This is a genomic window from Heyndrickxia camelliae (assembly GCF_002844575.1).
Lineage (GTDB): Bacteria > Bacillota > Bacilli > Bacillales > Bacillaceae_C > Margalitia > Margalitia camelliae.
Map to the genome: position 1 here is coordinate 351,500 of NZ_PIQO01000001.1, position 24,366 is coordinate 375,865.

Sequence of the window (24,366 nt, forward strand, 5' to 3'; positions counted from 1 at the left end):
CAACTCGAACCCCTGCTGTATCCAAGACAAACTTAGGCAAGTGGAAAGTTGAGGATGATGAAACCGTTGATAAAACATTGACAGTTAAATAATAGTTGTCTTATTAACAATTGATTGAAAATGAAAAAGGATGTAAGCCTATACAATTCAAAAAAATAGCAAGAACAAAGACCTAATACAATAATTAATCTAATTAAAGAATTTAAATTCAGATCGGATTTTTTTTACATATTAATTCCTATATATTATTATTAATTGACCATTTTCAGGTGCCATCACTTTATTTCCTCCATTTTATTAGAACGTCCGCGTTTCTAGAAGCACTCTACTTATATAAGGAGTCTTTTTATTTACTATTTTCAGATATTATAATTGTTTGTCAACCTTCAAGCCTCTTGGTAACATAATTTTGTATAATGATAGACAAATAGAATTGCAAACTCTGTTTTGCAAAATATACCAATTAATAAGGGGATAATTATGAAAATTTTCAAATTAAGAAAAGCTTTTTTTGTGTTATTATTTGCTCTTATGTTTTCAACGGTTAGTGCTTGTAGTGATATGAATAACCAATCAAAACCTATTGATCAAAAAACAACAGCTACCGCACATATGAAAACAGACACTACACAAAGCTCTAGTGAAAATTCAATTTCGCAAATGAAAGGTTCAGCAAATGCAAAAAAGGATACTGCTGCAACCAATAAAGCTAGTATAGGAAATCGCTATAAAACACTTGCTGATTTAGAATATAAGGGAAAGCAAGTTATTATCTTAAATAACAATCGCACTACTTTTTCTAAAAGCGACTTAAGCTTATCTAAAGGCAGTTGGCAATCCTTTTCTAATGTAGATTCCTTAAATCGAGTCGGTGTAGCGAACGCAATGTTATCTAAATCTCTTATGCCTACAGAAGATAGAGAGCCACTTTATGTTAATCCTACAGGATGGAAGAATAAAAAAATTAAGGTTAATGGAAAAACGGAATGGCTATATAATCGTTCTCACCTTATTGGTTTTCAACTGACAGGTGAAAATAATAATCCTAAAAATTTAATGACAGGAACAAGAAGCCTTAATGATCCTGACATGCTTATTTATGAAAACAAGGTTGCTTCTTATTTAAAAAGAACAAACCATCATATCCGTTATCAGGTAGAGCCTATATTTAGGGGAAATGAACTGGTAGCTAGAGGCGTACATATGCAAGCAAAGAGTATAGAAGATAATGAGGTGGAATTTAATGTTTATATTTTTAATGTTGAGCAAGGTGTAACCATAAATTACACTGATGGTTCTTCAAGCGTACAATCTACTGCAACAATAAATAATAAGACAACTTCAAGTACAATCAATAGAGACACTAGTAGTTCAAATAATAACACTACCAGTGTTTCTACGAGTGGATTAACAGTATATCCTGGGGATAAAGCAACTGTGTCAGTTAAAACAAAACCGAATGTACAGGGTACTATTGAAGTAGATTACTCCTCCGGTCCTAGTCATGCATCAGGTTTAGAGCCGAAAACCTCAGATAATAAAGGTAATATCCGTTGGATTTGGGAAGTTGGTACAAGAACAAAACCCGGAACTTATAATGTTATGATTAGCGTCAATGGAGAAACGATTAAAAAACATTTAGTAGTAAAATAATAAGAAGAATGAGGCCACTTATAGTGGTCTTTTTGCCTTAATATTAAAGAGATTGAGTATTGATTGGGTTCACTGCTTTAAATATTCACTTTGTCTATATTCCAATAAAATAGTTTAGGAAAGTGGATGTGTCTTTTTCAAGTAGCAGCTTTCATCACCAGGTGTGATCTTCTAATTGATGGTGAAGCGACGAGTTTCTTATTTTTACTAGGGGAATAATGAAAAATTTTTTTGCGGCGAAGTGGATGCTCCTAAGGTTTATTTTGCACAAAGCTACAGTGGAAGCAAAATTAGATGATATGGAAAATCCTTATCTATGATTTGAATTTTAAATAAAAGTGAATAAAAAGGATTCGTTTCCATTTAACGGTTTGCTCTGATTCATAAGTGTTTTGTATTTTTATTTTTATCACCTCCCCATAGTTTTAATAATACTTAAAAAATGTAAATACCTGCTATTAAAGTGGGTATTTTTTTCTGAAAGAAAGGTTAAATCTACCATAAACAGCAGATTGTATTAAAAAAGAAAAACTTAAATGTTAAACAGTTCATATTTAATCTGTTTGTACATTATTCAGGTTTATAGAATGTGTATATGATATTCGATATTGATGTTGGGTTTTATTTATAAACTTAATCCGTTTAAGAATGCTCTTCTGTCCTTAGGATAAACTGTTTTTTAAGAGCATATTCAAAAGTTAAGAATTCTTAAGGAATTTTGCTCCATTTTCTTCAGATTTGGATTCTAAAGTATAAATATAAATTCAAATCATTGGAGTGATCAAATATGAAGCGATGGTTATTCTTTTTTCAATATATAGTTAATCCAAGAACAGTTGGTGCAATACTTCCTAGTTCAAAGTTTCTTGGAAGTAAAATGGTAGAAAAAATCAACTTTAAGAATGCTAAATATATTGTCGAGTATGGACCAGGTACTGGTGTATTCACTGAAAGGTTACTTGAAAAGCGAAATCCAATGACCATTATTTTATTAGTCGAAAACAATAAAGAGTTTTATTTATTATTGAAAGAAAAATTTAAAGAGGAAAAGAATTTATTCATTGTAAATGGATCTGCAGAAAATATTGGTAAGTATTTAAAGGACTATCGTATTCCCTATGCAGACTATGTAATTTCTGGTCTTCCTTTTGCAAGTTTGCCAAAAAACGTTTCTATACAAATTTTAATAAATACCACCAAAATCTTAAAAAAGGATGGAGAATTCATTACTTTCCAATACACTAAATTTAAGAAGGTATTTATTGAACAGTTTTTTACTAAAATTGATGTGAAAAGAGAAATTAGAAATTTGCCACCAGCATATGTTTTTAACTGTTCTAGTCCGCAAATTAATAGGGGGAGAAAATATGGAGTCTAAAATTCTTATTGTGGATGACGACAAGGATATTAGAAATCTTATTTCCGTTTATTTGGAAAATGAAGGTATGCACACTTAAAAGGTTGAGAATGCAATTGAAGCTTTAAAACTAATGGAAGAGAAAGGGTTTGGTCTTATTATTTTGGATATTATGATGCCTAACATGGATGGAATTGAAGCGTGTATGTAGATTAGGCAAGAACGAAATATGCCCATTATCATGCTTTCTGCAAAATCAGAAGATATAGATAAAATTCAGGGGCTTGCTTCTGGTGCTGACGATTATTTATCCAAACCATTTAATCCATTAGAATTAATTGCCAGGGTAAAATCCCAATTAAGAAGGTATAAAAAATACAATACGGAAACAATCAACACCAAAAATATCATTGAAATTGGTGATTTGACCATAAATACAGATACACGACTAGTGTGGTTTCGAGAAAAGGAAGTAAGGAATATAGAAATGGTTGGATGAGCTTTATTGTTGAACAATCAATACATATATAATGGCTTATGGGATAAGCTTTTTTCTTGGAGTATAAACTTAAGAATCCTTAAGAATTTTATGGAGTGTTTCTTAATTCTCATTGCTTATCATGAACGTATGGAAAGCGAGGAGAGTGAGAAATTGAAAAAGAAAATTTTCATTATAGCTTTATGGATTGTAGCATTATATATATTAAAGCAATTTCATTTACTATCACTGGATATAAGTGTGTTAAAAGAATTTATATCTGAAAATACCAAATATGCAATGTTACTATTTATTGCTCTGTGGATAGTTAGGCTTTTTATGTTGATTCCAGGTGCAACACTTATGTTTTTAGGGGGAATATGCTTCCATCCATTACTTGGATTCATATTATCCATGATCGGGATGGTTTTAAGTGAAACCATCGTTTATATTTTCTCAAGAGGTTGTTCCAGTACAAGAATCAATCAGTATTTGGAGAGTAAGCATCCACAATTAAAAACTTTATTAGAAACTTACACTTATAAGTTTTTAGTACTGGGAATCATTTGTCCAATAGCACCATCCGATGTAATATGTTTTTTAGCTGCAGCAGTAAGGTTAAAATATTCTACCTACATTTTAACTATAATTTTTGCGAATATCCCCTTAATGATATTATATAGCATAATTGGAATCAGCCTTAGAGAGTCTTTAGTAGGAATCATTTTAGTTATCATCTCATTTGTTTTGATCGCTATGATATCTATAAAAGTTTGGAACAAGGTTAAGCAGATGCAGAAAATATAGCGCATACTAGTGTTAATAACATATTTGATATTAGCTTTAAATTAATTGGAAAAACCGACAAAAAATAATGTGGAAGATGCAAAAGCCATTAAACTTGTTACAGATGGTAGATATGTTGAACCAACCATATCACAAGTCGCTTTCGCAGAACTGCGCACTAAAAATTATGTGATCTATTAATTATAGACTCTCAAACAATGCCATAACGGAGTTGTTTGCTAATGTCCAGTGTTCTTTGCCGGTTGACTAAAATCGGTTTTTTTAGTTACTACTTGAGGATGCCTCTCGGTCTTATTATTTAATCATATTTTTGGGAACTTCTATTGTATTCCTTTATTAGTTCTATAAGGTTTTTGGCAGGTGTAGAGACATAGTGATTTTCAAGCCAAATGACTCCTAAAGAAGACATAAGATCAGCGTTATTTATCTTTATGGAGTAAAGAACTTTGTCCCTATAGACATCTAAAACAGATTTTGGAACAATCGTTGCTCCTACTCCCCCATTAACTAATTCCATTAATGTATGCATATCGGAGCACTCAGCCATTTTGTTTAGTTGGAGGTTTTGCCTTGTAAATGCCTCAAGAATCGTACTATATATACCCAAACCCTCTGTACTTGGAATGATAAGCGGGGTATGGGAAATCTCCTCTAATGAAATAGTATGAATTTCTTTATTTGTTACGAAAAAAAATGGCTCGTTTATTAGATGATGGTAAGTTAGTCCACGCTGCTCCAGTGGAAGGCGTACAAATGCTATTTCAATAGCCCTTGTTTTTATCATTTCTGCTAAATAAAAAGAGTCATTTTGCACAATTTTTAACGAAACAAATGGATACTTTTTGTGGAAGGATTGGAGTACTTCTGAAAAACCTGAAAGAGATAAGGTGTTAATCCCTACTGCAATTACACCTCTTTTTCCTTCGTCCGTTTCCCGTAATTCATTTTTTATTTCTTCTACACTGTTCACCAATTGTAATGCTCTTTGGTAGAGTACGTTGCCTTTATCCGTTAATTCCATACTCTTACCACTTCGTTCAAACAATTTAACACCAAGCTCATTTTCTATTTGTTTTAACTGCATGCTTAGAGGTGGCTGTGACATATGCAGCCTAGTGGCAGCAGCTGTTATATTCTTTTCCTCAGCGATTGCTATAAAATACCGTAATTGCTTTATATCCATAAAGATTTCTCCTTGTATTCGAAAAATATATAGTTTCCATTTAAAATATATATTTTTTGAATGATTAAGTCCATGTTATGATTACTTTCATATTCATTTGATATTCACAGTAGGAAGGTGATTAATCTGGAGCGTTTTTTTAAATTCAATCTTTATGATACGACGATTGGAAAAGAAATTTCTGCTGGTTTTATTTCCTATATAACAGTTGCCTATATCATTATAGTTAATGCGACGATTTTAGCTATAGCAGGAATCCCGATGGAGGCAGGTATCATTGCAACTATTTTAACCAGCTTTATTGGATGTTTAGTTATGGGTATCTGGAGCAATACCCCGCTTCTAATTATTCCTGGAATGGGACTTAATGCGATGTTCACCTATACAATTGTTCAATCTGGAGGATTTTCGTGGCAGGAAGCGTTGGCAATGGTTTTAGTTTCTGGACTGATATTTGTTGTTATTGCCTTTACACCGTTGGCAAACGTGATTACTTCCTCTATTCCTAATTCTTTAAAAGAAGCTATTACTATTGGAATTGGAATACTGCTGATTTTAATTGGTTTTGAAAATGCTGGTATTATTACAAGTTCTGATCACACGCTTCTTGCAATTGGGGATTTAAGTAATCCCACAGTAATCATAACATTTATTGGTTTAATTATTACCATTTTATTATTTATAAAAAAGGTCCCAGGAAACCTATTATTAAGCATAATCATTACGACATGTTTAACAATTTGGCAAGGAGGAGCTACTTTTGAAAAGGGATCCTTTTCCATGCCATCTTTTCATGAATACCTTGGAGTGTTTGGTCAAATATCGTGGGGACAAGCAGGAAACATTATTTTTTGGCTGACATCCCTCTCTTTCACGATGGTAATTGTGTTTGAAAATATCGGATTGATACATGGGCATAGTAAAATGCTAAATCGAACGGAAAGCAGCAAGAGATCTCTTCAGGCTACTGCTGTTTCCGTTCTTACTTCTGGAATTTTGGGTTCGAGTCCAACTGTAGCATCAGTTGAAGCAGCTGCAGGAATTACAGCTGGTGGAAGGACAGGGTTAACGAGCATTGTTACTGGATTTATGTTTCTTATTTCTATCCTGTTTATACCAGTTATTAAAATAGTTCCGGCAAGTGCGGTTTCGCCAATTCTAATATTAATAGGGCTTCTAATGTTGCAAAATATTGTTCATATCTCAACGGACGACTTTACAGAGAGCTTTCCAGCACTTTTAATTATTGTATTAATTCCACTAACTTATAGCATTGCCGATGGTATGGCAGTCGGCTTTATTCTATATCCACTGATAAAGCTCTTTATGGGAAAGGGAAAGGAAATACACCCCGCACTATATATGATTGCCGTTCTGTTTTTAAGCAATATTGTTATTCAGTACGTATTTTAAATGAAACTCTAAATAATCGAACTTTGTTTTAATTGATCAATCTTTTTTATAAAAATACAAATGCAAAACAGCGGCAAGTTTAACGTTTGCTATTTATTGATGAATAAAAAGGGGCACAGCTAATAACGTTGTGTCCCCTTTTATGGAATATAAGCAGAATCTACCCCCAAATTACAAAAAAAAGTTTTCCTCTTAGCCCATTTATAATTTTTTTTATACACTACCTTGCAATAAATAATACTAAGTGATATATTATTTTACATAGTATTAATTAAAGGTTGGTACTGTTTACTGTGTAGTACTAAATAATAATAAGGTGGCTAAAAAATTGAATGTACAATTTAAAAAAGGAGTTTTAGAGCTGTGTGTGTTGGTCTTGTTGGATAAACGAGATCGGTACGGGTATGAGCTAGTACAGAAAATTTCCGATCGAATTGAAATATCAGAAGGGTCTGTCTATCCGCTCTTAAGAAGGTTGACAAAGGAAGAATATTTCACCACATATTTAAAGGAATCAACGGAAGGACCATCGCGTAAGTATTATAAGTTAACAGAGAAAGGGAGAGAGTATTTGAACGATCTTGTGAATGAATGGCGAGAATTTTCAAATGCTGTAAATCAATTAATAAAAGAGGGTGTTAACAGTGACTAAAGACGAATTTTTAAATAAATTGAATGAAGCTTTAAGAGGATTGTCTTTAAATGAGCGTCAGGATATATTGCAGGACTATCAAGAACATTTTGTAATTGGTTTGGAAGAAGGAAAGACGGAAGCAGAGATTGCTGAAAGGCTTGGTTCACCAAATTCAATAGCAAAGGAATTATTGGCATCCTACCATATTGAAAGGGTGGAACAGTCCTTTACAGCAGGTAATATTATACGGGCGATTTGGGCTGTGATTGGATTAGGCTTCTTCAATTTAATAATTGTCTTGGGACCTTTCATAGCAATAGTTGGGGTCATATTCACTCTTTGGGTGGCTAGCTTAGGATTTACACTGGCACCGCTGCTTGTGATATTTGATTTTCTCGTTCACCCGGGCACTTTCGAGTTCTTTAATTTGTTTGTATCCATTGGATTATGCGGTCTTGGGATATTGCTTGGCTTAGGTATGTTTTTTGTTACAAAAGTGTTTACAAAAGGTTTCATTCGTTATTTGAAATTCAATGTCTCACTTGTTAGAGGGGGTTTGAAGCATGAATAAGATAAAAGGAATATTGTTCATTGCACTAGGATTAGTGATTGTTGGGGTAGTAGGGAGCCTCTTAACATTCCGTTACATGAATCAAACAGAAACAATATCTAAGGATAAAGTGATAAAGAAAGAATTTTCTATCGTAAAGGTAATTTCCGATAACACTCGGGTTGAGATACTCCCTACGACAGATAAGGCAGCAAAAGTAGAACTGTCGGGAAAAAAAGCAAAAAATACAAATATAATTTTCAACACAAATGTGGAAGGGAAGACACTCAAGATAGAATTAAAAGATAAACAGTCCAACTTCTTTCATTTTGAATTTACAGACCGAACACTCCATTTAAAAGTGTTTTTGCCAGAAAAACAATATGAATATATTAACACCGTGAATAATAATGGGAAAGTTTATTTAGAAGGGATTACTAGTACGGATGTCTTTGCAACGACAGATAATGGTATGATGGAATTAAAAAATATTGCGAGTAAAAAAGTTCATGTAAAAACGAACAACGGTAGAGTGTCATTATACCATGTGGAAGGTCAACTTAAAGGGGAAACGGACAATGGTAAAATTTCAGTGGTAACGAAGGATATGGACCGACCGATTGATTTAACCTCTAATAACGGAAGAATTGATGTTGAAACGGAAAAAGAGCCAACTAATGTACGATTTGATGTGCATGTAGACAATGGAAGAATTAATATTTTTAATAAATACAAGGATAATGCTGTTATTGGCAATGGGGAGCATGTTATTCATCTAACAACCGACAATGGAAGTATAAATGTAAGTTTAAAGAAGTGATTTTATCGTAATGTATGGCTTGTGTTGTTATGTGGAATAAGGTAGCCATGATTTACTTTAGAGCAGTTCCAAACATTTTATTTTTGGCATTATGATAATGGAAGCCTGGTTTACGGTGTGATAAAGCTTTTATGCAACGGGAGTCGGGCTTTCATTACTATTTTCCTTCGAAGAAACCTTTTTGTATAATGTTTCCTCATCGACTATCAAAGAGTTGCGGCCGCTCTTTTCCTGTTTCATTAAACCAGCTAATAGGGTGTTTGAAACGTGTTAAAGGGCAAAAATTAAAAGAAAGAAGTTTTTAGCATTTTACTTATTATATGTTTTGCATATGCATACCAAAAGCAATATTGACAGCTGGGAAAGCCACGGGTTATGAGTTTGGTGTTTTATTAATCTCCACTAAAAAGAATGGGAATAAAAGCCGTGGATATGAATGCGATGACATTAAACCAAAGAAATTTTCTATTGATAAAAAGAGTAGCTTTTTTTATCAAATCACTAATCAAAGTGAGTTAAGTGTAATGTTAAAAGCTAAAAATGGAGAAGAGCTAACCGTTAGGATGGACGCGTATAATGGAAGGTGCCTTGAAGTAATTGGGCCATCAAATTAATGCGAAGTCCTGCGTCTTATGGAACTACTGGGTTCGTTCAATAAGACAAAAAAACTAAACAGAACCTCCAATTTTATGGAAGTTCTGTTTTTTTCTATAGATAATCAACATTAAACTTTAACAAAGCCTAATAAAAAAACTAAGCACAAGCTATCATAGTCGCTTGTTCGAGCCCATTCAGAATACCGTAAGAGCTAAAAGCCTTATTATTATATGGTTTTTAGCTCTTTTTTGTGGGAATTATTGATGGTCTCATTAAGAAGACGACTTATTCTATAATAGTGTCTCTTTTTATACTAGAAAATGAAATTCGGGATACTGCATCTGATACTTTATCCTTAATTTTAGGTTCCTCTTTTATTAGATCATTAACACTAATTTCCCCAATCCATAATTTTCTGGTAAGAAAATTAATGTAATCCTCTTTAAAATCTTGTAACTGTCCCTCTAAAAACATGCATTGTAATTCGTCCGCAATAAGTTTCTCTACTTTCATTGTTTACCTCCAATGTAAAGGTATAGATGAAAAATGGGCTATCACCATTTCATTTTACGTCTACCTTTAAAAAAAGGAATCTTGTCATTTAAAATAATTTAATTGTATTTTTTCATACCATTTGCTCCTAAGAAGAATGAAGAGAAAAATTGCTTTGTATTGAACAAACTTAAATTTGTGTTATCAACAGAGGGGTATCGTATATTCTGGAATACTGCAGAGGATGCACCAACCAGCTGGAAAAGGGGGAAATTACTGTTAAGGATAAACTACAAGGGAATATCCAAAATATAATTGAACTCTATAATGTGATGTTCACTTGCCAGGTTAGTTAAACTATTTTTTGGAGGATAAAAAAATGAATAATGTCCACAATACTATGCAACAACTAAACGGTTGTTGTCAAATTGCTCAGCAATTAATTCAACAAACACAATAAAGCAGCCATCAATATCGGCAAATGCTTGAAAATGAAAACCAAAATATTCAAATGTTAAAACAAATACTTTCACATGAACAGCAAGCTTTACAGACAATCCAACAGTCATTACGCGGTCATGATATGGCTATACAACAATGTCAGCAATTAATTAATACGTGTAATCAAATGCAGCTGAATTAAGTGGGATCAATCTACTTTCAATAATAGCTTTCCAACAGCTGCATTAAATTATAATCAATACCAACATAATTGTTTCCAGCAATAAATCATGCATACTAATTTACGTCAATGATCAAATCATTAGTGTACTTCAAATCCACATTTTAATAATTCTGGAGGAAATAAGATGTCCAAAAACAAAAATACCCAAGGTCATCATAGCACTCAGATTGCCGGGAAAACATATAGTCCAAGTGATTACCTGAGTAATTCGGACTTATCTAAAGGTTTGGCGATGACTCATGAACAGGTGAGTGATGTGTATATGGAAGGTACAGTGGACGGCGTTATGGAAAATGTTGAAGGAGAAGATATTCCTCTACAACAAGAGTAATTTCAAGAGAAGTGTTTCACCCGAATATTAACATCATGCCGAAGAAATAACTTATGATGGAAAAGGAAGCTTTTATTCGATTTGTAAATGTGGTAAAAATTAAAACTCCTCCTTATCTTAAAATGGAGGAGTTTCCTTTTTGTAAATATAGTGTTATTAACTTTGTGATTAAGCATTCCCTACTATTGGCTGTTCAACAACACTTGTATCGAGTGCGTTATTAATACTTATAGCATTCGTGTGTATGTTAAATGCTGCAGTAGTACCACCGCTGCCACCAATAGCTTCCTTTAAAGTTGATTTTGGAGATAGCCAAGCCAAATCTCCAAATTGAACATTAGCAGTACCACCAATATCTAATATTTGTAAAGTACCTAAAAATGCAGGCATATGAATCAATCCTTTTCCAATTTTTTTTGTTATTTCAAAAGCTATCTAATAATGTCATCACGCATTTGCCGTTTTTGTTTGATCGACTACACTTGTATTTAATGCATTGTTTACACTTACAATATTAGTACTAATGTTAAATGCCGCAGTAGTACCACCGCTACCACCAATAGCTTCTTTTGTCGCTGATTTCGGGGAAAGCCACGCTAAATCCCCAAAATGAACATTAGCAGTACCACCGATATTCATTATTTGTGTTGCACCTAGGAATGCTGGCAATTATATCAGTCCTTTATTGCTTTTTTATATGCTATTCAATTGAATAAATTTAGAATAGGCGTAAACCATCTAAATATGAAAGAGGCGAAAGGAGGTAGATACATATTAGATAATGTGGATTATTAGGTTAATATTTAATATCGGTAAAATGAATAGCCTTTAAAACGGGTCTAATTATTTCTACTTATTTCCTGGTCCAAAACACTTTTGTTTACAGCATTATTTATATTCACTAAATTATTGTCTATGTTATATCCCGCCATATTTCCTCCGTTTGCACCGAATGTATCCTTTACAACTATTTTAGGAGAAAGCCACTCCGTATCTCCAAAATTAACATCCGCTGTTCCGCCAATATTTAATATTTGAGTATTTCTTATAAACGCTGGCATACCCTACCATCCCCTTTGGTTTTTTTATCTATCCTATTCAAAGTAATGGAAAGTTGGGTGGGCGCGATAATTAAAATCTAGATATCGTATTCACTGTGAAAATGCGTCATAACTATAATTTCCATTTAAGTATTTTTTGCATTTTTGAATATGGAACAAGATTTTCTATTTATGGGCTTCATAACATTACTGTGATTTGCATAATAATATGTTTCGTTAGAAAAACCACATAATATTTTCCGTAGTGTGAATACTATTTCCGATATTTGAATGACTCAAGGAGACATAGTATATGGAAAAAGAGATGAATTATGGAAGTGATTATAAATTTATTCCGGCAACTTCGATCGGTAGCGGTGTGAGTGTTAATGTGCTACCGGATTTGCTAAATCATACGATTCAAATTGTAAACATTCAATTAGTAGGAAGTCCAAACAGCAAGGATTTTGTACTAGTGGATGCGGGAATGCCGAATTCTGCCGATGAAATTATTGCTGTTACCGAGGAGAGGTTTGGAACAAATAGTCGACCGAAAGCAATCATATTAACACATGGACATTTTGATCATGTTGGAGGAATTATAGAGCTGATAGATCATTGGGATGTTCCTGTCTACGCACATGAACTCGAACTGCCTTATTTGACTGGGAAGAGGAGTTATCCTGAACCAGATCCTACTGTAGAGGGAGGGATAGTCTCAAAGTTATCTCCTCTTTTTCCAAATGAACCAATCAATATTGGAAATCATGTGGAAATACTTCCATCTGACGGTAGTATCCCGTATATGTCTGGCTTTCGCTGGATACATACACCTGGTCACTCACCAGGACATGTGTCGTTTTTTAGGGAAGAAGATGGCACGCTGATTGCGGGTGACGCATTTATCACAGTCAAACAAGAATATCTCTACAAAGTATTTACGCAAGAGCTGGAAATTAGTGGACCGCCAAGATATCTAACTACTGATTGGCAAGCTGCAAAAGAATCAGTGATAAAATTAGCTAAACTGAAGCCTTCAGTTGCGGTTACCGGTCATGGATTACCAATCACAGGTGATTTATTAGCCAGTAGTCTAGAAAAATTAGTACAGAACTTTGACAGCATTGCTGTACCAGAATACGGGAAATACATTGATAAAAAAATACATTAAATAGAACTACAAAAAGCATTTCCAGAGGTGAAATGCTTTTTGTACTGACATCGCTAACAACAGCCTTTAACTTTCTTTGACAAATCGTTTAATATGCTCATAAATTTCGTAAGGCCGTTCTTCAGGAATGGCATGGCCGGTTTCATTTAAGACAATGAGTTTGGAATGGGTGAGATCCTCTTTTAATCGCTCTCCAATATGCAGTGGCTGTGACTTGTCGTGCTCGCCCCAAATTAGTAGACAATTTGCTTTAATCTGGTTTAATACTTTAGAAGGTAAATCACCTTCCCAATCACGAATCATTCTTGTCAGTGCGGAGAATATTTTGTTTTGTAAAAAAGGCTGTAAATAGCCATCTACCATTTCTTTATTGATTATTGAATGATTATAAATTGTTTCTTGAAGATTTTTGACTACACCAATCCTTGCAAGCCAACGCTTTACGAAAAAAGAGGAGAAAGGGATATAGCTGAACATTCTAAGTGTCCATTTGGATCGTTTTAAATATGAAGAACTGGATAATAACACTACCTTATTTGCGATATCTGGAACTAAATGCAGAATATTTAATACCACTTGCCCCCCCATTGAATGACCAATTAACACCGGTTCTTTTATACCAAAATGATCTATTATTTGGATGACCGTTTGTGCCATATTTTTATAGGAGTAAACAAACCGCTTGGATTTGTCACTTTTCCCAAACGGAGGTAAATCCACAGAAAGAATTTGAAAATCCTTGCTTAGTAAAGGTATAAGATGTCGGAAGGTGAAAGTGGAGGATAAAAAACCATGTAATAATACTACAGTTTTAGCATTCTGATTAGGATAAAATTCATAATAAATATTAACCCCATTTATTAAATGATGTCCAGATTCAACAGACTGCATCATGATGTTTCCTCCAAATTATTTTATTAAAATATACCTTAATTTTCCCTTAACCAATCACTTTTACACCTTTAACAAGACGATGAAATAATGAATTATGATAAAATATGTAACTTTATTGGAATTAACTTGCAGGAAGGCTTCTTCTTTTTAACCTTAATACGTGATGGAATGACCATTGTTATTTGACATAATAAGCTTACTGATGAGGAAGCCGATTAAAGCCAACAAAGTTGGGCAAAATACCTTTGTAGGTTAATAAGGGGGTGAATATGAAATGGCGGAAGAAAGAAGAAATCGTGATGATATCGATACAAGTGAGGCAGTTGGAACTGGCGCAGGTGCTGTCGCAGGTGCAGCAGTTGGATCTGTCTTCGGTCCGCTTGGTACCGTTGCGGGAGCTGTCGCAGGTGGTGCGATGGGGAACAAAGCTGGTGAAAATGTGGATGATGTAGATAATCGCTCCAATAATGAGGAAAAGTAAAAATATTAGATGTAAGTAATGAATGGATCATAAGATAATAGTTGTTAAATTAGAGACTTCTTTTAGAAGTCTCTAATTCGATGTATAGCACCCGCTGAAAAAACACTAGACAAATGGTATACTGTTCTATTCATTCTTTCCAAATTCTTTGATTAAGTATAAATATATGATCGTTCACAAATAATATTTTTATAATGGATGGTTCTCAAAATAAAGTAAAAAGGATGTGGGAGAATGAAAGGGAAATCTAAAAATACGGATAAGGAAGAAATATCTTATACAGATTTTTCAACTGTAGAAACAAGAAAAAACTTTATTCACCCAGAAGATTTACCTGATGGATCGTATGGTGCTCCACGTGGTGTTGATACGCCTGTTCAAGGGAAATCTACACCTTGGAGAGAAGGTCAAAGATCCTATAGCAACTTTAATTATGAATTCAAATCTTTTCACCAAGATTTACCCAGAGAATTTCCTGGTTCCCATCCTACCCATGATGATCCGGATGAAAATCAAGAACCACCATATGATGAAAGTAATTAATAACTAACAGGACGAATAAATTAAAGGCGAGTATCAGTTACTCGCCTTTTTCTATGTCGTAAATTAGTTATAAAAGGAAAATGGTTTATTTGTTATAAAAATTTCTGTCCATTATCATGAGATTTTTATAGATATATATTTTTAAAAAGTTTGCTTTAAAAGTATAGAGGATTGGATATTACGGACCTCCATATTAAGTATAATAGGTAACGACATTAAAAGAGAAAGTAAAGGTATAAATTGAATCTTTGGAAGTTACTTTATACTATTTTTTAGGGAAGGCATCCTTTTCAAATGTCAATTTTATATAGAAAACCGTGGGGGCATATCTACCTACATGAGATTAGATTCTTGTCTTTTTATTTTTTTAGTGATATATTCAAAGCAATCCTATTAGATAAGATTAGGAAGATGATGAACAGAAATGGCTTTATTTAAGAGTTTTTCAAAAAGCAAACTTTCAATTTGAATGTAAAGTGTATATGTGATCATCATCAAACGACATTAATAGTTATGACAATTATATATATTATCCTTCGGGGTCGGGTGAAATTCCCTACCGGCGGTGATGAAATGAGAAGTTTCTAAGTCCGTGACCCGGTTAACATTTGTTAAACGGTGGAGCTGGTGTAAATCCAGCACCGACAGTATAGTCTGGATGGGAGAAGGAAAAGATAGGTTATTTATAGGGATACGTATACCCTTTTTTAACCTTTATTTGAGATTGCCTTTAAACCAAAGGACCCTGAATTTTTTATTCAAGGGTCCTTTTTATGTTTGCAAAGGAGAATTTATATGGATGACTACGACTACATGAAGTTAGCTTTAAATATGGCGAAGGCAACAAGAGGACAAACGTCGCCAAATCCGATGGTAGGGGCAGTACTTGTGAAAAATCATGAGATTGTTGGGGTTGGTATACATGTAAAAGCAGGCGGCCCTCACGCTGAGGTTCATGCAATTCAAATGGCAGGTGAGAAGGCGAAGGGTGCAACGCTTTATGTAACCCTGGAGCCTTGCAGTCATTATGGTAAAACCCCTCCTTGTACCGACCTAATCATTCAATCCGGGGTGAAAAAAGTTTTCGTTGCCGCAGTTGATCCAAACCCAAAAGTTTGCGGGAATGGTATTCAAAAACAGAAAAGGCAGGAATACAGGTAAAGGTTGGCTTACTTCAGGACGAAGCAAACACACTTAACAAAGTGTTTTTTCATTATACCAGGACCGGTCTTCCTTTTGTCACAATGAAAACTGCAATCAGTATGGATGGAAAAATTGCCACCGTAATGGGGGAAAGTAAATGGATTACCGGTGAGAAAGCAAGAGAGGATGTTCATCAATATCGTCATATGCATGATGCCATCCTAGTGGGGGTTAATACGGTTATACATGATAATCCATTTCTCACCACCAGATTAAAAAACGGAGGAAAAAATCCAATAAGAGTCATATTGGATACAAACTTAAGGATTCCCTTGGATGCGAATGTAGTAACAGATAAATCAGCTAAGACTTATATCGTAACAGGAAATCGTGCAAATCCTGATAAAGCGGATAATTTAACAAGCCTAGGAGTAAAAATTATTAAAATGGAGCAATCCTCTATTTCAATTAAAGAAATGCTTAAAGTTTTAGGTAAGCACGATATTACTTCCATTTTCGTTGAAGGAGGTGGGAAAATACAAGGAAGCTTCTTAGAAGAAAAAGCATTTCAAGAGATAATCACCTATATTGCACCTAAACTCATAGGCGGAGATCAAGCTCCTGCTACTTTTGGTGGTATGGGAATAAAACACATCAATGAAGTTCCCTTACTTCGATTTACACAAATAGACAAAATTGGTGATGACATTAAAATTATTGCAGTGCCTACGGAGGTGACATGAGAATATGTTTACTGGAATTATTGAAGAAGTAGGAATTGTTCAATCCATAAAGCGTACAGGTGAATCATTTGTACTTACTATTCTTGCAAACAAAATAATGAATGATATAAATCTAGGAGATAGCATTGCTATTAATGGAGTGTGCTTAACTGTAACAACCTATTCAACTACTACATTTTCGGTAGATGTTATGCCTGAAACTGTAAAAGCAACAAGCTTAGCAACTGTTACACAGGGATCGAGAGTGAATTTAGAGAGGGCAATGGCTGCTGGCGGAAGATTTGGCGGACATTTTGTAACTGGTCATGTCGATGGAACAGGCACTATTGTTGCGAAAAAAAAAGTAGAGAACGCCGTTTATTATGAAATTGAAACGATGGATAAATTACTAAAATATATTATCTTACGAGGATCTGTGGCAGTAGATGGAATAAGCTTAACGGTTTTTGGTGTTAGCGAAAATAGTTTTACGCTCTCTATAATTCCACACACTCTCTCTGAAACAATTTTAGGAATGAAGGGAAAAGGAGATGTCGTAAATATAGAATGCGATATGCTTGGTAAATATGTAGGTCATTTTCTAAATAGGAACACAGTAGAGGAACTACAAAAGAGTACGGGAATTACAGAAAGCTTTTTGGAAGAGAACGGATTTAAATAAGGAGATGCTTTCATGTTTAATACTATTGATGAAGCTATTCAAGATTTGAAAAATGGCAAAGTTATTATTGTTTGTGATGATGAAAATAGAGAGAATGAGGGAGACTTCATCGCGCTAGCTGAACAAGCCACACCTGAGATTATTAATTTCATGGTGACACATGGAAGGGGACTTGTATGTGCGCCAATAAAAAAAGCAATGGCACAAAGGCTCGAATTATCTCCTATGGTGTCTAAAAATACTGATTCACATGAAACAGCGTTTACGGTAAGTGTTGATCATAAACTTTCTACTACTGGAATATCTGCGTATGAACGCTCGGCTACGATACAAGCACTCATTAATAACGAATCGACAGCTTCTGATTTTAAAAGACCCGGCCACGTATTTCCATTAATAGCTAGAGACGGAGGCGTGCTACAGAGACGTGGACATACAGAGGCGGCAGTGGATTTAGCAACCCTCTGTGGCGCAAAACCTGCAGGGGTCATTTGTGAAATAATGAATGAAGATGGGACAATGGCACGTGTTCCACAGCTTAATAGGATAGCAGAAAAGTTTTCAATCTCAATGGTCAGTATTGAAGATTTGGTACGTTATATAAAGAAAAAACAGGAAAATCTTAATCTTGGAGGAATTGAAAATGGGACAATTATTTGAAGGAAACTTAGTAGGAACTGGTTTGAAAATCGGAATCGTTGTAGGTCGTTTTAATGAATTTATTACAAGTAAGCTATTAGGTGGTGCACAAGATGCTTTAAAAAGACATGGTGTAGAAGCAGAAAATGTAGATGTTGCGTGGGTACCTGGGGCGTTCGAAATTCCACTCATTGCACAAAAAATGGCGAATAGGAAAAAGTACGATGCGGTTATCACATTAGGAACGGTTATACGCGGATCCACACCACATTTTGACTATGTTTGCAATGAAGCGGCAAAGGGAATTTCCAATACAGCATTAACTTCTAATATCCCTGTTATATTTGGAATTCTTACAACGGATTCTATTGAGCAAGCAATCGAACGTGCGGGAACTAAAGCGGGCAATAAAGGCTGGGATGCCGCAGTATCTGCCATTGAAATGGCGAATTTATGCAGAGTTTTTGAACAATAGATAAAAAACTGTGGTGTGATATAAACCTAGCTACAGAAATTATTCAGCCATAGCCAATAGAAATATGTATTGGCTGTGGCTATTTTAATAATTAACATTTGAAAAAAGGAAAAGAATCAAATCTATTTTATTTGCTAATTATACTTGGGTTAACAGAAATATCTACAATTTTTCCAGTATTTATATCTACCGCATAACGCCCATTGGTAGAGGAATGGCCGGAGATTAGGGTGGAATACCTTACAATATAGTAATTATTCATAACTCCATCAAATAACACAAAATGGTTCTTATCTTCTATCAACTCGTTCTTATCTCGTATATAATCTTTTACCAAGGATACAGCTTTATTTTGTTTGGTTTCTTGAATTGTTGATGGATTTTTGATACCTTCCTTTGCAGAAATGTAATTATTTTGTTCCAAAAACTTGTCTAATTGAAAAAAAGTGCCACCTCCATATAAAATAAGTCTATTTTTGTCTGGAGTAAAAAAGAAAATAGTGTGAAATCCATTCGTGCCCGTCGCTTCAACCTTAGTAATAGAATCGTCATTAAGCCCTAGTTGATTATGTGTAACTCGATAAGATGATAGGAGATCGTTTTTACTGATAACTGTTTTTTTATAAACAGGATAAGTTACCGTATTATGCATATCTGCAATTTTGTCTCCAAAGCATGTTGCTTTGTCTTTTGCCAGCGTTAATTGTTTACCTGTTAAAGCATGGATGTCGTCGCTGCTATAGGTTCCAACAGGGGCATATGCAATTACTTTTTTTATTTGCCAATGACCATAGAATGCTTCTTCACTACCATTATTTTCGCTGGAACTATTAGTTTCCGTATTTGAGGGATGAGCTCCTTTTGTATAAGAATTATTATTATACGATTTAGGTTGTTCTGTTCTGGATAAATGATTGGTTTTTGGACTATTTTCTGTTTTGCTGGATGTGTCAGGCTGAGAAGAATTTTTCTTTATCGACACTTCAGACGAATTCCCACAAGCAGATAAAGATAATATTAAAATAGTGGATAAGATGGTGGGTATCCAAATTTTCACATTTAATGCTCCTTTCACTTATCCATTCTAGCAAAACATGGTAATTCTTTTAAGGTCTTTATTCAAAACAATAGTAAAATATTTAAGTTTGTAAAAAAAATATGTAAAAGATATTCAAGAAACAGGAGGTAACGCTTAAATCCTTCGAAACAAGGGTTAAGTAATAAAAATAAAATAGCACTTCAACGAAGCGCTATTTCATTTTCTGCTTAACGGTGTTCATTGCTTCCTTTAATAATGATTTTTCTTCAAACGCTCCTTTTATTGCTACATAAATTGGAATAACTGTAAGAGGTAGGTACATGCCATAGGTTATCCATTTAAAAATCCAATCCATAATCTCACTCCAAACGACTTTTTATTTATATAATTACCTTTTTTAGAATATTTATGAGAAAACGAAAATAAGACCTCCAATGAATGGATGTCTTTAAATAGGCTTGAAAAACAAGATAGCATTTGTTTTTTATCTTTTAGCTTTTCGATAACCGGCTTTTTGTGCTTCCACTTCTGAACAAAACCAGACGATATGGTTCATTTTACTATCATAGTTTTCTCCGCCCGGAACGTGATATATTTTACTATTTACATTACCTTTAATTTGCCCTTTGCAGCCAGTATTATATTTAGTAGCTGTATCAGAGCTATTTTTATTAGATTCAGTTCCAGATGATTTTAGTGTTGCTTTACTGATGTCATATCCTTTTTCGGTTACATAGCCGGTAATAGACCATATACCTAATTTGTGTTTCTTTGCATAACTTTCATCTTTCTTTAAGTCACTTAAATGCATTGTATTTGGTTCATATATATAGGCAACACGTGCCAGCCCTTTTTTCACAACTTCTTCATTATACATTTTTCCGTTTGGCAAATAGATATAAGCTAGTAATCTTCCATACTTGTCGCGCTCATGTCCTTTCACACCTTCTTCTACCATTACTTTCGTGCCGACAGCCAATTCTTTCTTAGCATAGTCGCTGGCTTCTGGACCATATGGTTGTACTGGTGTTCCTGGTTTATGTGTTTCAGGAGTATCAATCAGCAGTAAACGTATATTTTCTTCTTTACCATTAATGTTAACGTGAACAGTATCGCCATCAACGGTTCTGATGATCGTACCAGCAACTAATCCTTGTGGTGTATCTGATTGTTTTTTATTTTGGTGTACTGACGATTGTGAGCAAGCTCCTAATAATACAAAAATAAATAATAGTAGAAATCCGAATTTTCTTATGAAGTTCATCTTCGTTGTCACTGTTTCAAACTCCCTGTTTTTTTATTTACTGTTTTATTATACACAAAATGCAGTTTAGACAAAAAAATTAATTAGGCTAAAGCTGGCAGGGTTGTATGGAATATTTTTGTTTGTTAATATATTCATATAAAATAATATTTGATTTAAAAAGGTGGAGTCTGTCAATGAAGGCTCCATTTTTTTATTCACTTCCATTATTTTCAATAAAGTATTGGGAATAATAATTGAAATACATAAAAAGGGATGATTTTGGGTTGATGAATGAAGCTATTATAGCAATTATTATTTTTTTGCTAACATATGGTCTTATTATTTCTGAAAAAATACACCGCACCATTATCGCGATGCTAGGCGCGGCATTAATGATTGTTTTTAAAATCGTTACACAGGAAACTGCGCTGCAACATATTGATTTTAATACGATTGGCTTATTGATTGGTATGATGGTAATGGTTTCGATTACAGGTGAAACGGGTGTTTTTAAATTTGTTGCGATCTGGTCTGCAAAAAAAGTAAAAGGAAGACCGATTGCCATTCTGCTTGTTTTATCACTTATTACCGGTATTGGGTCTGCTTTTCTGGATAATGTTACAACCGTTTTGCTAATGGTTCCAGTGACGTTCAGCATTACTCGACAATTAAACATATCACCAATTCCTTTTCTTATTTCGGAAATATTAATGTCAAATATTGGTGGTACTGCAACAATGATTGGAGATCCGCCAAATATTATGATTGGCAGTGCAGTTCCAGAACTAACCTTTATGAGATTTATTACAAATTTAACTCCAATCATTTTAATAATAATGGTAGTAACGGTACTTTTGCTTATGTTAATCTACCGAAAAGAGTTTAAAACATCAGATGAGACTCGAAAAAGGATTATGAGCCTTAATGAAAAAGATGAAATCACAGATAAACTACTCATGATTAAATCTCTTACGATGATGGGACTAACCATTATTGGTTTCTTCCTACATGAATGGATTCACGTAGATACTGCGACCGTTGCGTTGGCGGGGGCATTTATCCTATTGCTTCTTTCTGGTGAGAGTTATTTAGAAAGTGCTCTCGGAAAAGTAGAATGGACAACAATATTCTTCTTTGTTGGGTTATTCGTTCTTGTGTCAGGCTTAGTGGAGACAGGAGTAATTGAAAAAATTGCTTCCTATGCGATTGAGTTAACAGGCGGTCATGTTACATCCAGTTCCTTTCTAATTCTTTGGCTTAGTGCAATAGCCTCAGCATTTATAGATAATATCCCATTTGTAGCAACCATGATTCCACTTATTCAACAAATGGGTCATTTAGGCATCCACAACCTTGAGCCTTTGTGGTGGTCATTATCACTTGGTGCCTGTCTTGGCGGAAATGGAACATTAATTGGTGCAAGCGCCAACCTCGTTGTTGCAGGTCTAGCCGGAAAAGAAGGATATAAGATTACCTTTGTAAAATATTTATTTATTGGGTTTCCCCTAATGTTGATCTCTATATTAATTTCAATGGCGTATATCTATTTAAGATACTTACTTTAACACGGAGGTGTTGAAATGGAGAAAATAAGATATGAAATGAATGAAAATGTGGTTATCATAAATGAAAATCATGAACGAGAAGATGGTATAGAACTAACGTTTAAAATAAAAAATGATGCTGCTATTAAACGTTTACATGAGGTGCGTAATTTCTTTGAAAGAGATAAGGTATATACGGATGTTCTTTTTTATACATTGGAAGATAAAAAGTTTCAAATCATTGTTCGTGATGATTCCTATGCTGTTTTACTAGCCGCACTTTTTAGATGGCAGCTCGTAAAGAAATTGGAATGGATAGACTAAAAAAAGACTAAATTGGACTGCACCTCAAAGGTTAGAGCTGGTCTAACTTTTGGGTGCACAACAACTGAGTCTTTTTTTAGATAAGGAAGTAAAAAATTTTAATCCTACAAATTGCTTAATTAATGTAGAGTTTTGTCTAGCTACAGCACCTATCGGCTAGTAGATTTCTCCGTCTTCTCCTTACCATAAGTCAAAGACTCCGAAGGTGAAATTTTGAAACCGAATTTCACTCATCCATACACCGATGAGCAAGGCGCTTGCGCTTTTTTTATTCGTTATTTGTTCTAATCCACCTTTTAAAATAGCCCTGACTATACAGTTCTTTTAATAAGATAGTTAGAATTGGCGTTAAAAGCATTCCCCAAAATCCAAACAAACCGAGAAAAATCACCATTAATGACAGCATTAGAAAGGCTGAAACCCCCAGTGATTCTCCGACAATCTTAGGTTCCAACAGCTGTCTTACAAGGAAGACAATCCCGTAAACAATTAATAGTTTAATTGCTAAAGCTGTGTTGCCAACGATAAATAAATAGATAATCCAAGGAACAAAAATAGTGGCAACTCCCAAAAGCGGCAGTATATCAAATACTGCTGATAATATAGAGATAATAAATGCATTATTTACATGAAATATTAACAATGAGACAAAGATAATCACGAATGTAATGGTCATTAATTTTAATTGCGCCGTAATATATTTAGTAATCCCACTGATAACATTAACTCGTAAAAAATCCCAGCCTTCCTTCATCCAGCTTGGGGCTTTATCATTGAATTTTGCTCTTACTTTTTCAGCATCCTTCCCTAAGAAATAGGCAAGAATAATCCCAAGAAGTAAATTTCCGATAAAAACAATACTTGTATTGACCGTTCCAACCAGTGCCCATAAAAATTTTGAAAAATAGACCATAAATTTCTGACCGATGGAACCAATCTTTTCATTCACTTTCTCTGGTATTCCATATGGAAGGTCAAAATATTGGCGTTGGAGATGATGAAATTCTCCTCCAAAATTACTCTTTAATGCGTCAATGTAATGAGGCATTTTCGTAATTAAATTATGGACTTGATTGACCGCAATCATTCCTCCGAAAAAGATGACAGCAAGTGCTAGAATTAAATAAAAGACTAGCGAAATGGCAATTGCTGCTCCTCGCTTTATTTTTATGGCAACCAGCAATTTTACCATTGGCTTGATTAACATATATATAATAGCCCCGAATACGATTGGAGTAGCGACTCCGAAAATCCAATTCGCAAATTTCAAGGAAAGCCAAATGACCGCAATTAATAATACGATATCAATAATCGTTTTATAATGTCTTTTGATAAAAGACCAAACAATCTCACCCATGCAACTTCCCCTTTCCTTAATATTAATAGTATAACAGCAACCTACCAATTTTCCATTACTTGTTTT

General features: G+C 34.2%; 26 protein-coding genes, 4 pseudogenes and 1 riboswitch. Of the genes and pseudogenes, 20 read left to right on the forward strand and 10 right to left on the reverse strand.

All coding sequences use genetic code 11. The annotated features are described in order from the left end of the window. Nucleotides 1–480 precede the first annotated feature (480 nt). The 4 genes and pseudogenes from CWO92_RS01740 to CWO92_RS01755 all read left to right on the forward strand — a co-directional run bounded on the left by CWO92_RS01740 (nucleotide 481) and on the right by CWO92_RS01755 (nucleotide 4,295). Entirely contained in the window at nucleotides 481–1,653 is a 1,173-nt protein-coding gene (locus tag CWO92_RS01740; RefSeq protein WP_235851545.1) for a DNA/RNA non-specific endonuclease, read from the forward strand. 787 nt (nucleotides 1,654–2,440) lie between these two features. Then, a complete protein-coding gene (locus CWO92_RS01745; RefSeq protein ID WP_101352457.1) occupies nucleotides 2,441–3,031 on the forward strand; it encodes a class I SAM-dependent methyltransferase in 591 nt (196 codons plus the stop codon). Then, nucleotides 3,021–3,488: pseudogene (locus CWO92_RS01750) on the forward strand (response regulator transcription factor); the annotation flags it as partial. The gene CWO92_RS01745 and the pseudogene CWO92_RS01750, both read left to right, overlap by 11 nt. A gap of 174 nt (nucleotides 3,489–3,662) precedes the next feature. After that, nucleotides 3,663–4,295, forward strand: a complete 633-nt coding sequence (locus tag CWO92_RS01755; RefSeq protein WP_101352777.1) for a TVP38/TMEM64 family protein — start codon at nucleotides 3,663–3,665, stop codon at nucleotides 4,293–4,295. A 298-nt stretch (nucleotides 4,296–4,593) separates the two neighbouring features. Here the strand turns inward: CWO92_RS01755 and CWO92_RS01760 are convergent, their stop codons facing one another. Further along, the gene (locus tag CWO92_RS01760; protein WP_101352458.1) at nucleotides 4,594–5,478 is read right to left on the reverse strand and encodes a LysR family transcriptional regulator; all 885 of its coding nucleotides are present in this window, start codon (nucleotides 5,476–5,478) and stop codon (nucleotides 4,594–4,596) included. Nucleotides 5,479–5,604: 126 nt separating this feature from the next. On the opposite strand from CWO92_RS01760, the gene CWO92_RS01765 reads away from it, so the two are divergent. The 5 genes from CWO92_RS01765 (at nucleotide 5,605) to CWO92_RS01785 (ending at nucleotide 9,509) form a co-directional block, all read left to right on the forward strand. Next, nucleotides 5,605–6,891, forward strand: coding sequence for an NCS2 family permease (locus tag CWO92_RS01765; protein ID WP_207767780.1), 1,287 nt, complete (start codon nucleotides 5,605–5,607; stop codon nucleotides 6,889–6,891). A gap of 328 nt (nucleotides 6,892–7,219) precedes the next feature. Beyond that, the gene (locus tag CWO92_RS01770; protein WP_101352460.1) at nucleotides 7,220–7,543 is read left to right on the forward strand and encodes a PadR family transcriptional regulator; all 324 of its coding nucleotides are present in this window, start codon (nucleotides 7,220–7,222) and stop codon (nucleotides 7,541–7,543) included. After that, nucleotides 7,536–8,096 (forward strand): HAAS signaling domain-containing protein, encoded by a 561-nt coding sequence (locus CWO92_RS01775; protein WP_101352461.1) that lies wholly within the window; start codon nucleotides 7,536–7,538, stop codon nucleotides 8,094–8,096. Before CWO92_RS01770 ends, CWO92_RS01775 begins: the two co-directional genes overlap by 8 nt. Continuing rightward, nucleotides 8,089–8,895, forward strand: a complete 807-nt coding sequence (locus CWO92_RS01780; protein WP_101352462.1) for a DUF4097 family beta strand repeat-containing protein — start codon at nucleotides 8,089–8,091, stop codon at nucleotides 8,893–8,895. Before CWO92_RS01775 ends, CWO92_RS01780 begins: the two co-directional genes overlap by 8 nt. 350 nt (nucleotides 8,896–9,245) lie before the next feature. After that, a complete protein-coding gene (locus CWO92_RS01785; protein WP_133120514.1) occupies nucleotides 9,246–9,509 on the forward strand; it encodes a hypothetical protein in 264 nt (87 codons plus the stop codon). A 268-nt stretch (nucleotides 9,510–9,777) separates the two neighbouring features. Here CWO92_RS01785 and CWO92_RS01790 read toward each other — a convergent pair whose 3' ends face one another. Continuing rightward, on the reverse strand, nucleotides 9,778–10,005 hold the full coding sequence (locus CWO92_RS01790; protein WP_101352464.1) for a hypothetical protein: 228 nt from the start codon (nucleotides 10,003–10,005) through the stop codon (nucleotides 9,778–9,780). 358 nt (nucleotides 10,006–10,363) lie between these two features. Between CWO92_RS01790 and CWO92_RS25910 the strand changes: the two are divergent. Both CWO92_RS25910 and CWO92_RS01800 read left to right on the forward strand, forming a co-directional pair. After that, a pseudogene (locus tag CWO92_RS25910) lies at nucleotides 10,364–10,618 on the forward strand (hypothetical protein); the annotation flags it as partial. Between the two features lie 175 nt (nucleotides 10,619–10,793). Next, complete coding sequence (locus CWO92_RS01800) at nucleotides 10,794–11,000, forward strand: YozQ family protein (protein WP_101352465.1); 207 nt, start codon at nucleotides 10,794–10,796, stop codon at nucleotides 10,998–11,000. Nucleotides 11,001–11,168: 168 nt separating this feature from the next. Here CWO92_RS01800 and CWO92_RS01805 read toward each other — a convergent pair whose 3' ends face one another. From CWO92_RS01805 to CWO92_RS01815, 3 genes are all read right to left on the reverse strand, one after another. Next, nucleotides 11,169–11,390: a spore germination protein gene (locus CWO92_RS01805; RefSeq protein ID WP_101352466.1), complete on the reverse strand. Its 222-nt coding sequence runs from the start codon at nucleotides 11,388–11,390 to the stop codon at nucleotides 11,169–11,171. A gap of 57 nt (nucleotides 11,391–11,447) precedes the next feature. Next, nucleotides 11,448–11,669 carry a spore germination protein gene (locus CWO92_RS01810; RefSeq protein ID WP_133120515.1) on the reverse strand — a complete coding sequence of 74 codons (222 nt, stop codon included), beginning with the start codon at nucleotides 11,667–11,669 and terminating at the stop codon, nucleotides 11,448–11,450. A 170-nt stretch (nucleotides 11,670–11,839) separates the two neighbouring features. After that, entirely contained in the window at nucleotides 11,840–12,061 is a 222-nt protein-coding gene (locus CWO92_RS01815; RefSeq protein WP_101352468.1) for a spore germination protein, read from the reverse strand. Nucleotides 12,062–12,353: 292 nt separating this feature from the next. Here CWO92_RS01815 and CWO92_RS01820 point away from each other — a divergent pair, with 292 nt between their 5' ends. Continuing rightward, a complete protein-coding gene (locus CWO92_RS01820; protein ID WP_101352469.1) occupies nucleotides 12,354–13,211 on the forward strand; it encodes an MBL fold metallo-hydrolase in 858 nt (285 codons plus the stop codon). Nucleotides 13,212–13,277: 66 nt separating this feature from the next. On the opposite strand, the gene CWO92_RS01825 is transcribed toward CWO92_RS01820, so the two are convergent. Beyond that, a complete protein-coding gene (locus tag CWO92_RS01825) occupies nucleotides 13,278–14,105 on the reverse strand; it encodes an alpha/beta fold hydrolase (protein WP_101352470.1) in 828 nt (275 codons plus the stop codon). 274 nt (nucleotides 14,106–14,379) lie between these two features. Here CWO92_RS01825 and CWO92_RS01830 point away from each other — a divergent pair, with 274 nt between their 5' ends. The 6 genes and pseudogenes from CWO92_RS01830 (at nucleotide 14,380) to ribH (ending at nucleotide 18,790) form a co-directional block, all read left to right on the forward strand. Next, nucleotides 14,380–14,586 (forward strand): glycine zipper domain-containing protein, encoded by a 207-nt coding sequence (locus tag CWO92_RS01830; protein WP_101352471.1) that lies wholly within the window; start codon nucleotides 14,380–14,382, stop codon nucleotides 14,584–14,586. Nucleotides 14,587–14,820: 234 nt separating this feature from the next. Beyond that, nucleotides 14,821–15,129, forward strand: a complete 309-nt coding sequence (locus CWO92_RS01835) for a cytosolic protein (RefSeq protein ID WP_101352472.1) — start codon at nucleotides 14,821–14,823, stop codon at nucleotides 15,127–15,129. A 528-nt stretch (nucleotides 15,130–15,657) separates the two neighbouring features. Further along, nucleotides 15,658–15,803, forward strand: a riboswitch (FMN riboswitch). Between the two features lie 121 nt (nucleotides 15,804–15,924). Then, nucleotides 15,925–17,015 (forward strand): annotated as a pseudogene (ribD, locus tag CWO92_RS01840) (bifunctional diaminohydroxyphosphoribosylaminopyrimidine deaminase/5-amino-6-(5-phosphoribosylamino)uracil reductase RibD). A 4-nt stretch (nucleotides 17,016–17,019) separates the two neighbouring features. Next, nucleotides 17,020–17,676, forward strand: coding sequence for a riboflavin synthase (gene ribE, locus CWO92_RS01845; RefSeq protein WP_101352473.1), 657 nt, complete (start codon nucleotides 17,020–17,022; stop codon nucleotides 17,674–17,676). Between the two features lie 12 nt (nucleotides 17,677–17,688). Beyond that, a pseudogene (gene ribB, locus CWO92_RS01850) lies at nucleotides 17,689–18,294 on the forward strand (3,4-dihydroxy-2-butanone-4-phosphate synthase); the annotation flags it as partial. 25 nt (nucleotides 18,295–18,319) lie between these two features. Beyond that, entirely contained in the window at nucleotides 18,320–18,790 is a 471-nt protein-coding gene (gene ribH, locus CWO92_RS01855) for a 6,7-dimethyl-8-ribityllumazine synthase (RefSeq protein WP_101352778.1), read from the forward strand. Nucleotides 18,791–18,917: 127 nt separating this feature from the next. On the opposite strand, the gene CWO92_RS01860 is transcribed toward ribH, so the two are convergent. The 3 genes from CWO92_RS01860 to CWO92_RS01865 form a co-directional block, all read right to left on the reverse strand. Continuing rightward, the gene (locus CWO92_RS01860) at nucleotides 18,918–19,847 is read right to left on the reverse strand and encodes a hypothetical protein (RefSeq protein WP_101352474.1); all 930 of its coding nucleotides are present in this window, start codon (nucleotides 19,845–19,847) and stop codon (nucleotides 18,918–18,920) included. A 193-nt stretch (nucleotides 19,848–20,040) separates the two neighbouring features. Continuing rightward, nucleotides 20,041–20,184: a hypothetical protein gene (locus CWO92_RS25200; RefSeq protein WP_158177104.1), complete on the reverse strand. Its 144-nt coding sequence runs from the start codon at nucleotides 20,182–20,184 to the stop codon at nucleotides 20,041–20,043. 129 nt (nucleotides 20,185–20,313) lie between these two features. Further along, nucleotides 20,314–21,105, reverse strand: a complete 792-nt coding sequence (locus tag CWO92_RS01865) for a thermonuclease family protein (protein ID WP_235851546.1) — start codon at nucleotides 21,103–21,105, stop codon at nucleotides 20,314–20,316. A 254-nt stretch (nucleotides 21,106–21,359) separates the two neighbouring features. On the opposite strand from CWO92_RS01865, the gene CWO92_RS01870 reads away from it, so the two are divergent. Together CWO92_RS01870 and CWO92_RS01875 are read left to right on the forward strand one after the other, a co-directional pair. Then, nucleotides 21,360–22,640, forward strand: coding sequence for an ArsB/NhaD family transporter (locus tag CWO92_RS01870; RefSeq protein ID WP_101352780.1), 1,281 nt, complete (start codon nucleotides 21,360–21,362; stop codon nucleotides 22,638–22,640). A gap of 15 nt (nucleotides 22,641–22,655) precedes the next feature. Beyond that, entirely contained in the window at nucleotides 22,656–22,943 is a 288-nt protein-coding gene (locus CWO92_RS01875; protein WP_101352475.1) for a hypothetical protein, read from the forward strand. 268 nt (nucleotides 22,944–23,211) lie between these two features. Here the strand turns inward: CWO92_RS01875 and ytvI are convergent, their stop codons facing one another. Next, nucleotides 23,212–24,300 (reverse strand): sporulation integral membrane protein YtvI, encoded by a 1,089-nt coding sequence (ytvI, locus tag CWO92_RS01880; RefSeq protein ID WP_158177101.1) that lies wholly within the window; start codon nucleotides 24,298–24,300, stop codon nucleotides 23,212–23,214. Nucleotides 24,301–24,366: the final 66 nt, after the last annotated feature.

What these genes read in the sequence shown, in the direction of transcription:
- CWO92_RS01760 (WP_101352458.1), bottom strand. Translation starts at nt 5,478, where the DNA reads ATGGATATAAAGCAATTACGGTATTTTATAGCAATCGCTGAGGAAAAG.
- CWO92_RS01790 (WP_101352464.1), bottom strand. Translation starts at nt 10,005, where the DNA reads ATGAAAGTAGAGAAACTTATTGCGGACGAATTACAATGCATGTTTTTA.
- CWO92_RS01780 (WP_101352462.1), top strand. Translation starts at nt 8,089, where the DNA reads ATGAATAAGATAAAAGGAATATTGTTCATTGCACTAGGATTAGTGATT.
- CWO92_RS01830 (WP_101352471.1), top strand. Translation starts at nt 14,380, where the DNA reads ATGGCGGAAGAAAGAAGAAATCGTGATGATATCGATACAAGTGAGGCA.
- CWO92_RS01820 (WP_101352469.1), top strand. Translation starts at nt 12,354, where the DNA reads ATGGAAAAAGAGATGAATTATGGAAGTGATTATAAATTTATTCCGGCA.
- ytvI (WP_158177101.1), bottom strand. Translation starts at nt 24,300, where the DNA reads ATGGGTGAGATTGTTTGGTCTTTTATCAAAAGACATTATAAAACGATT.
- CWO92_RS01805 (WP_101352466.1), bottom strand. Translation starts at nt 11,390, where the DNA reads ATGCCTGCATTTTTAGGTACTTTACAAATATTAGATATTGGTGGTACT.
- ribH (WP_101352778.1), top strand. Translation starts at nt 18,320, where the DNA reads ATGGGACAATTATTTGAAGGAAACTTAGTAGGAACTGGTTTGAAAATC.
- CWO92_RS01740 (WP_235851545.1), top strand. Translation starts at nt 481, where the DNA reads ATGAAAATTTTCAAATTAAGAAAAGCTTTTTTTGTGTTATTATTTGCT.
- CWO92_RS01835 (WP_101352472.1), top strand. Translation starts at nt 14,821, where the DNA reads ATGAAAGGGAAATCTAAAAATACGGATAAGGAAGAAATATCTTATACA.
- ribE (WP_101352473.1), top strand. Translation starts at nt 17,020, where the DNA reads ATGTTTACTGGAATTATTGAAGAAGTAGGAATTGTTCAATCCATAAAG.
- CWO92_RS01825 (WP_101352470.1), bottom strand. Translation starts at nt 14,105, where the DNA reads ATGATGCAGTCTGTTGAATCTGGACATCATTTAATAAATGGGGTTAAT.
- CWO92_RS01800 (WP_101352465.1), top strand. Translation starts at nt 10,794, where the DNA reads ATGTCCAAAAACAAAAATACCCAAGGTCATCATAGCACTCAGATTGCC.
- CWO92_RS01745 (WP_101352457.1), top strand. Translation starts at nt 2,441, where the DNA reads ATGAAGCGATGGTTATTCTTTTTTCAATATATAGTTAATCCAAGAACA.
- CWO92_RS01875 (WP_101352475.1), top strand. Translation starts at nt 22,656, where the DNA reads ATGGAGAAAATAAGATATGAAATGAATGAAAATGTGGTTATCATAAAT.
- CWO92_RS01815 (WP_101352468.1), bottom strand. Translation starts at nt 12,061, where the DNA reads ATGCCAGCGTTTATAAGAAATACTCAAATATTAAATATTGGCGGAACA.
- CWO92_RS25200 (WP_158177104.1), bottom strand. Translation starts at nt 20,184, where the DNA reads ATGGATTGGATTTTTAAATGGATAACCTATGGCATGTACCTACCTCTT.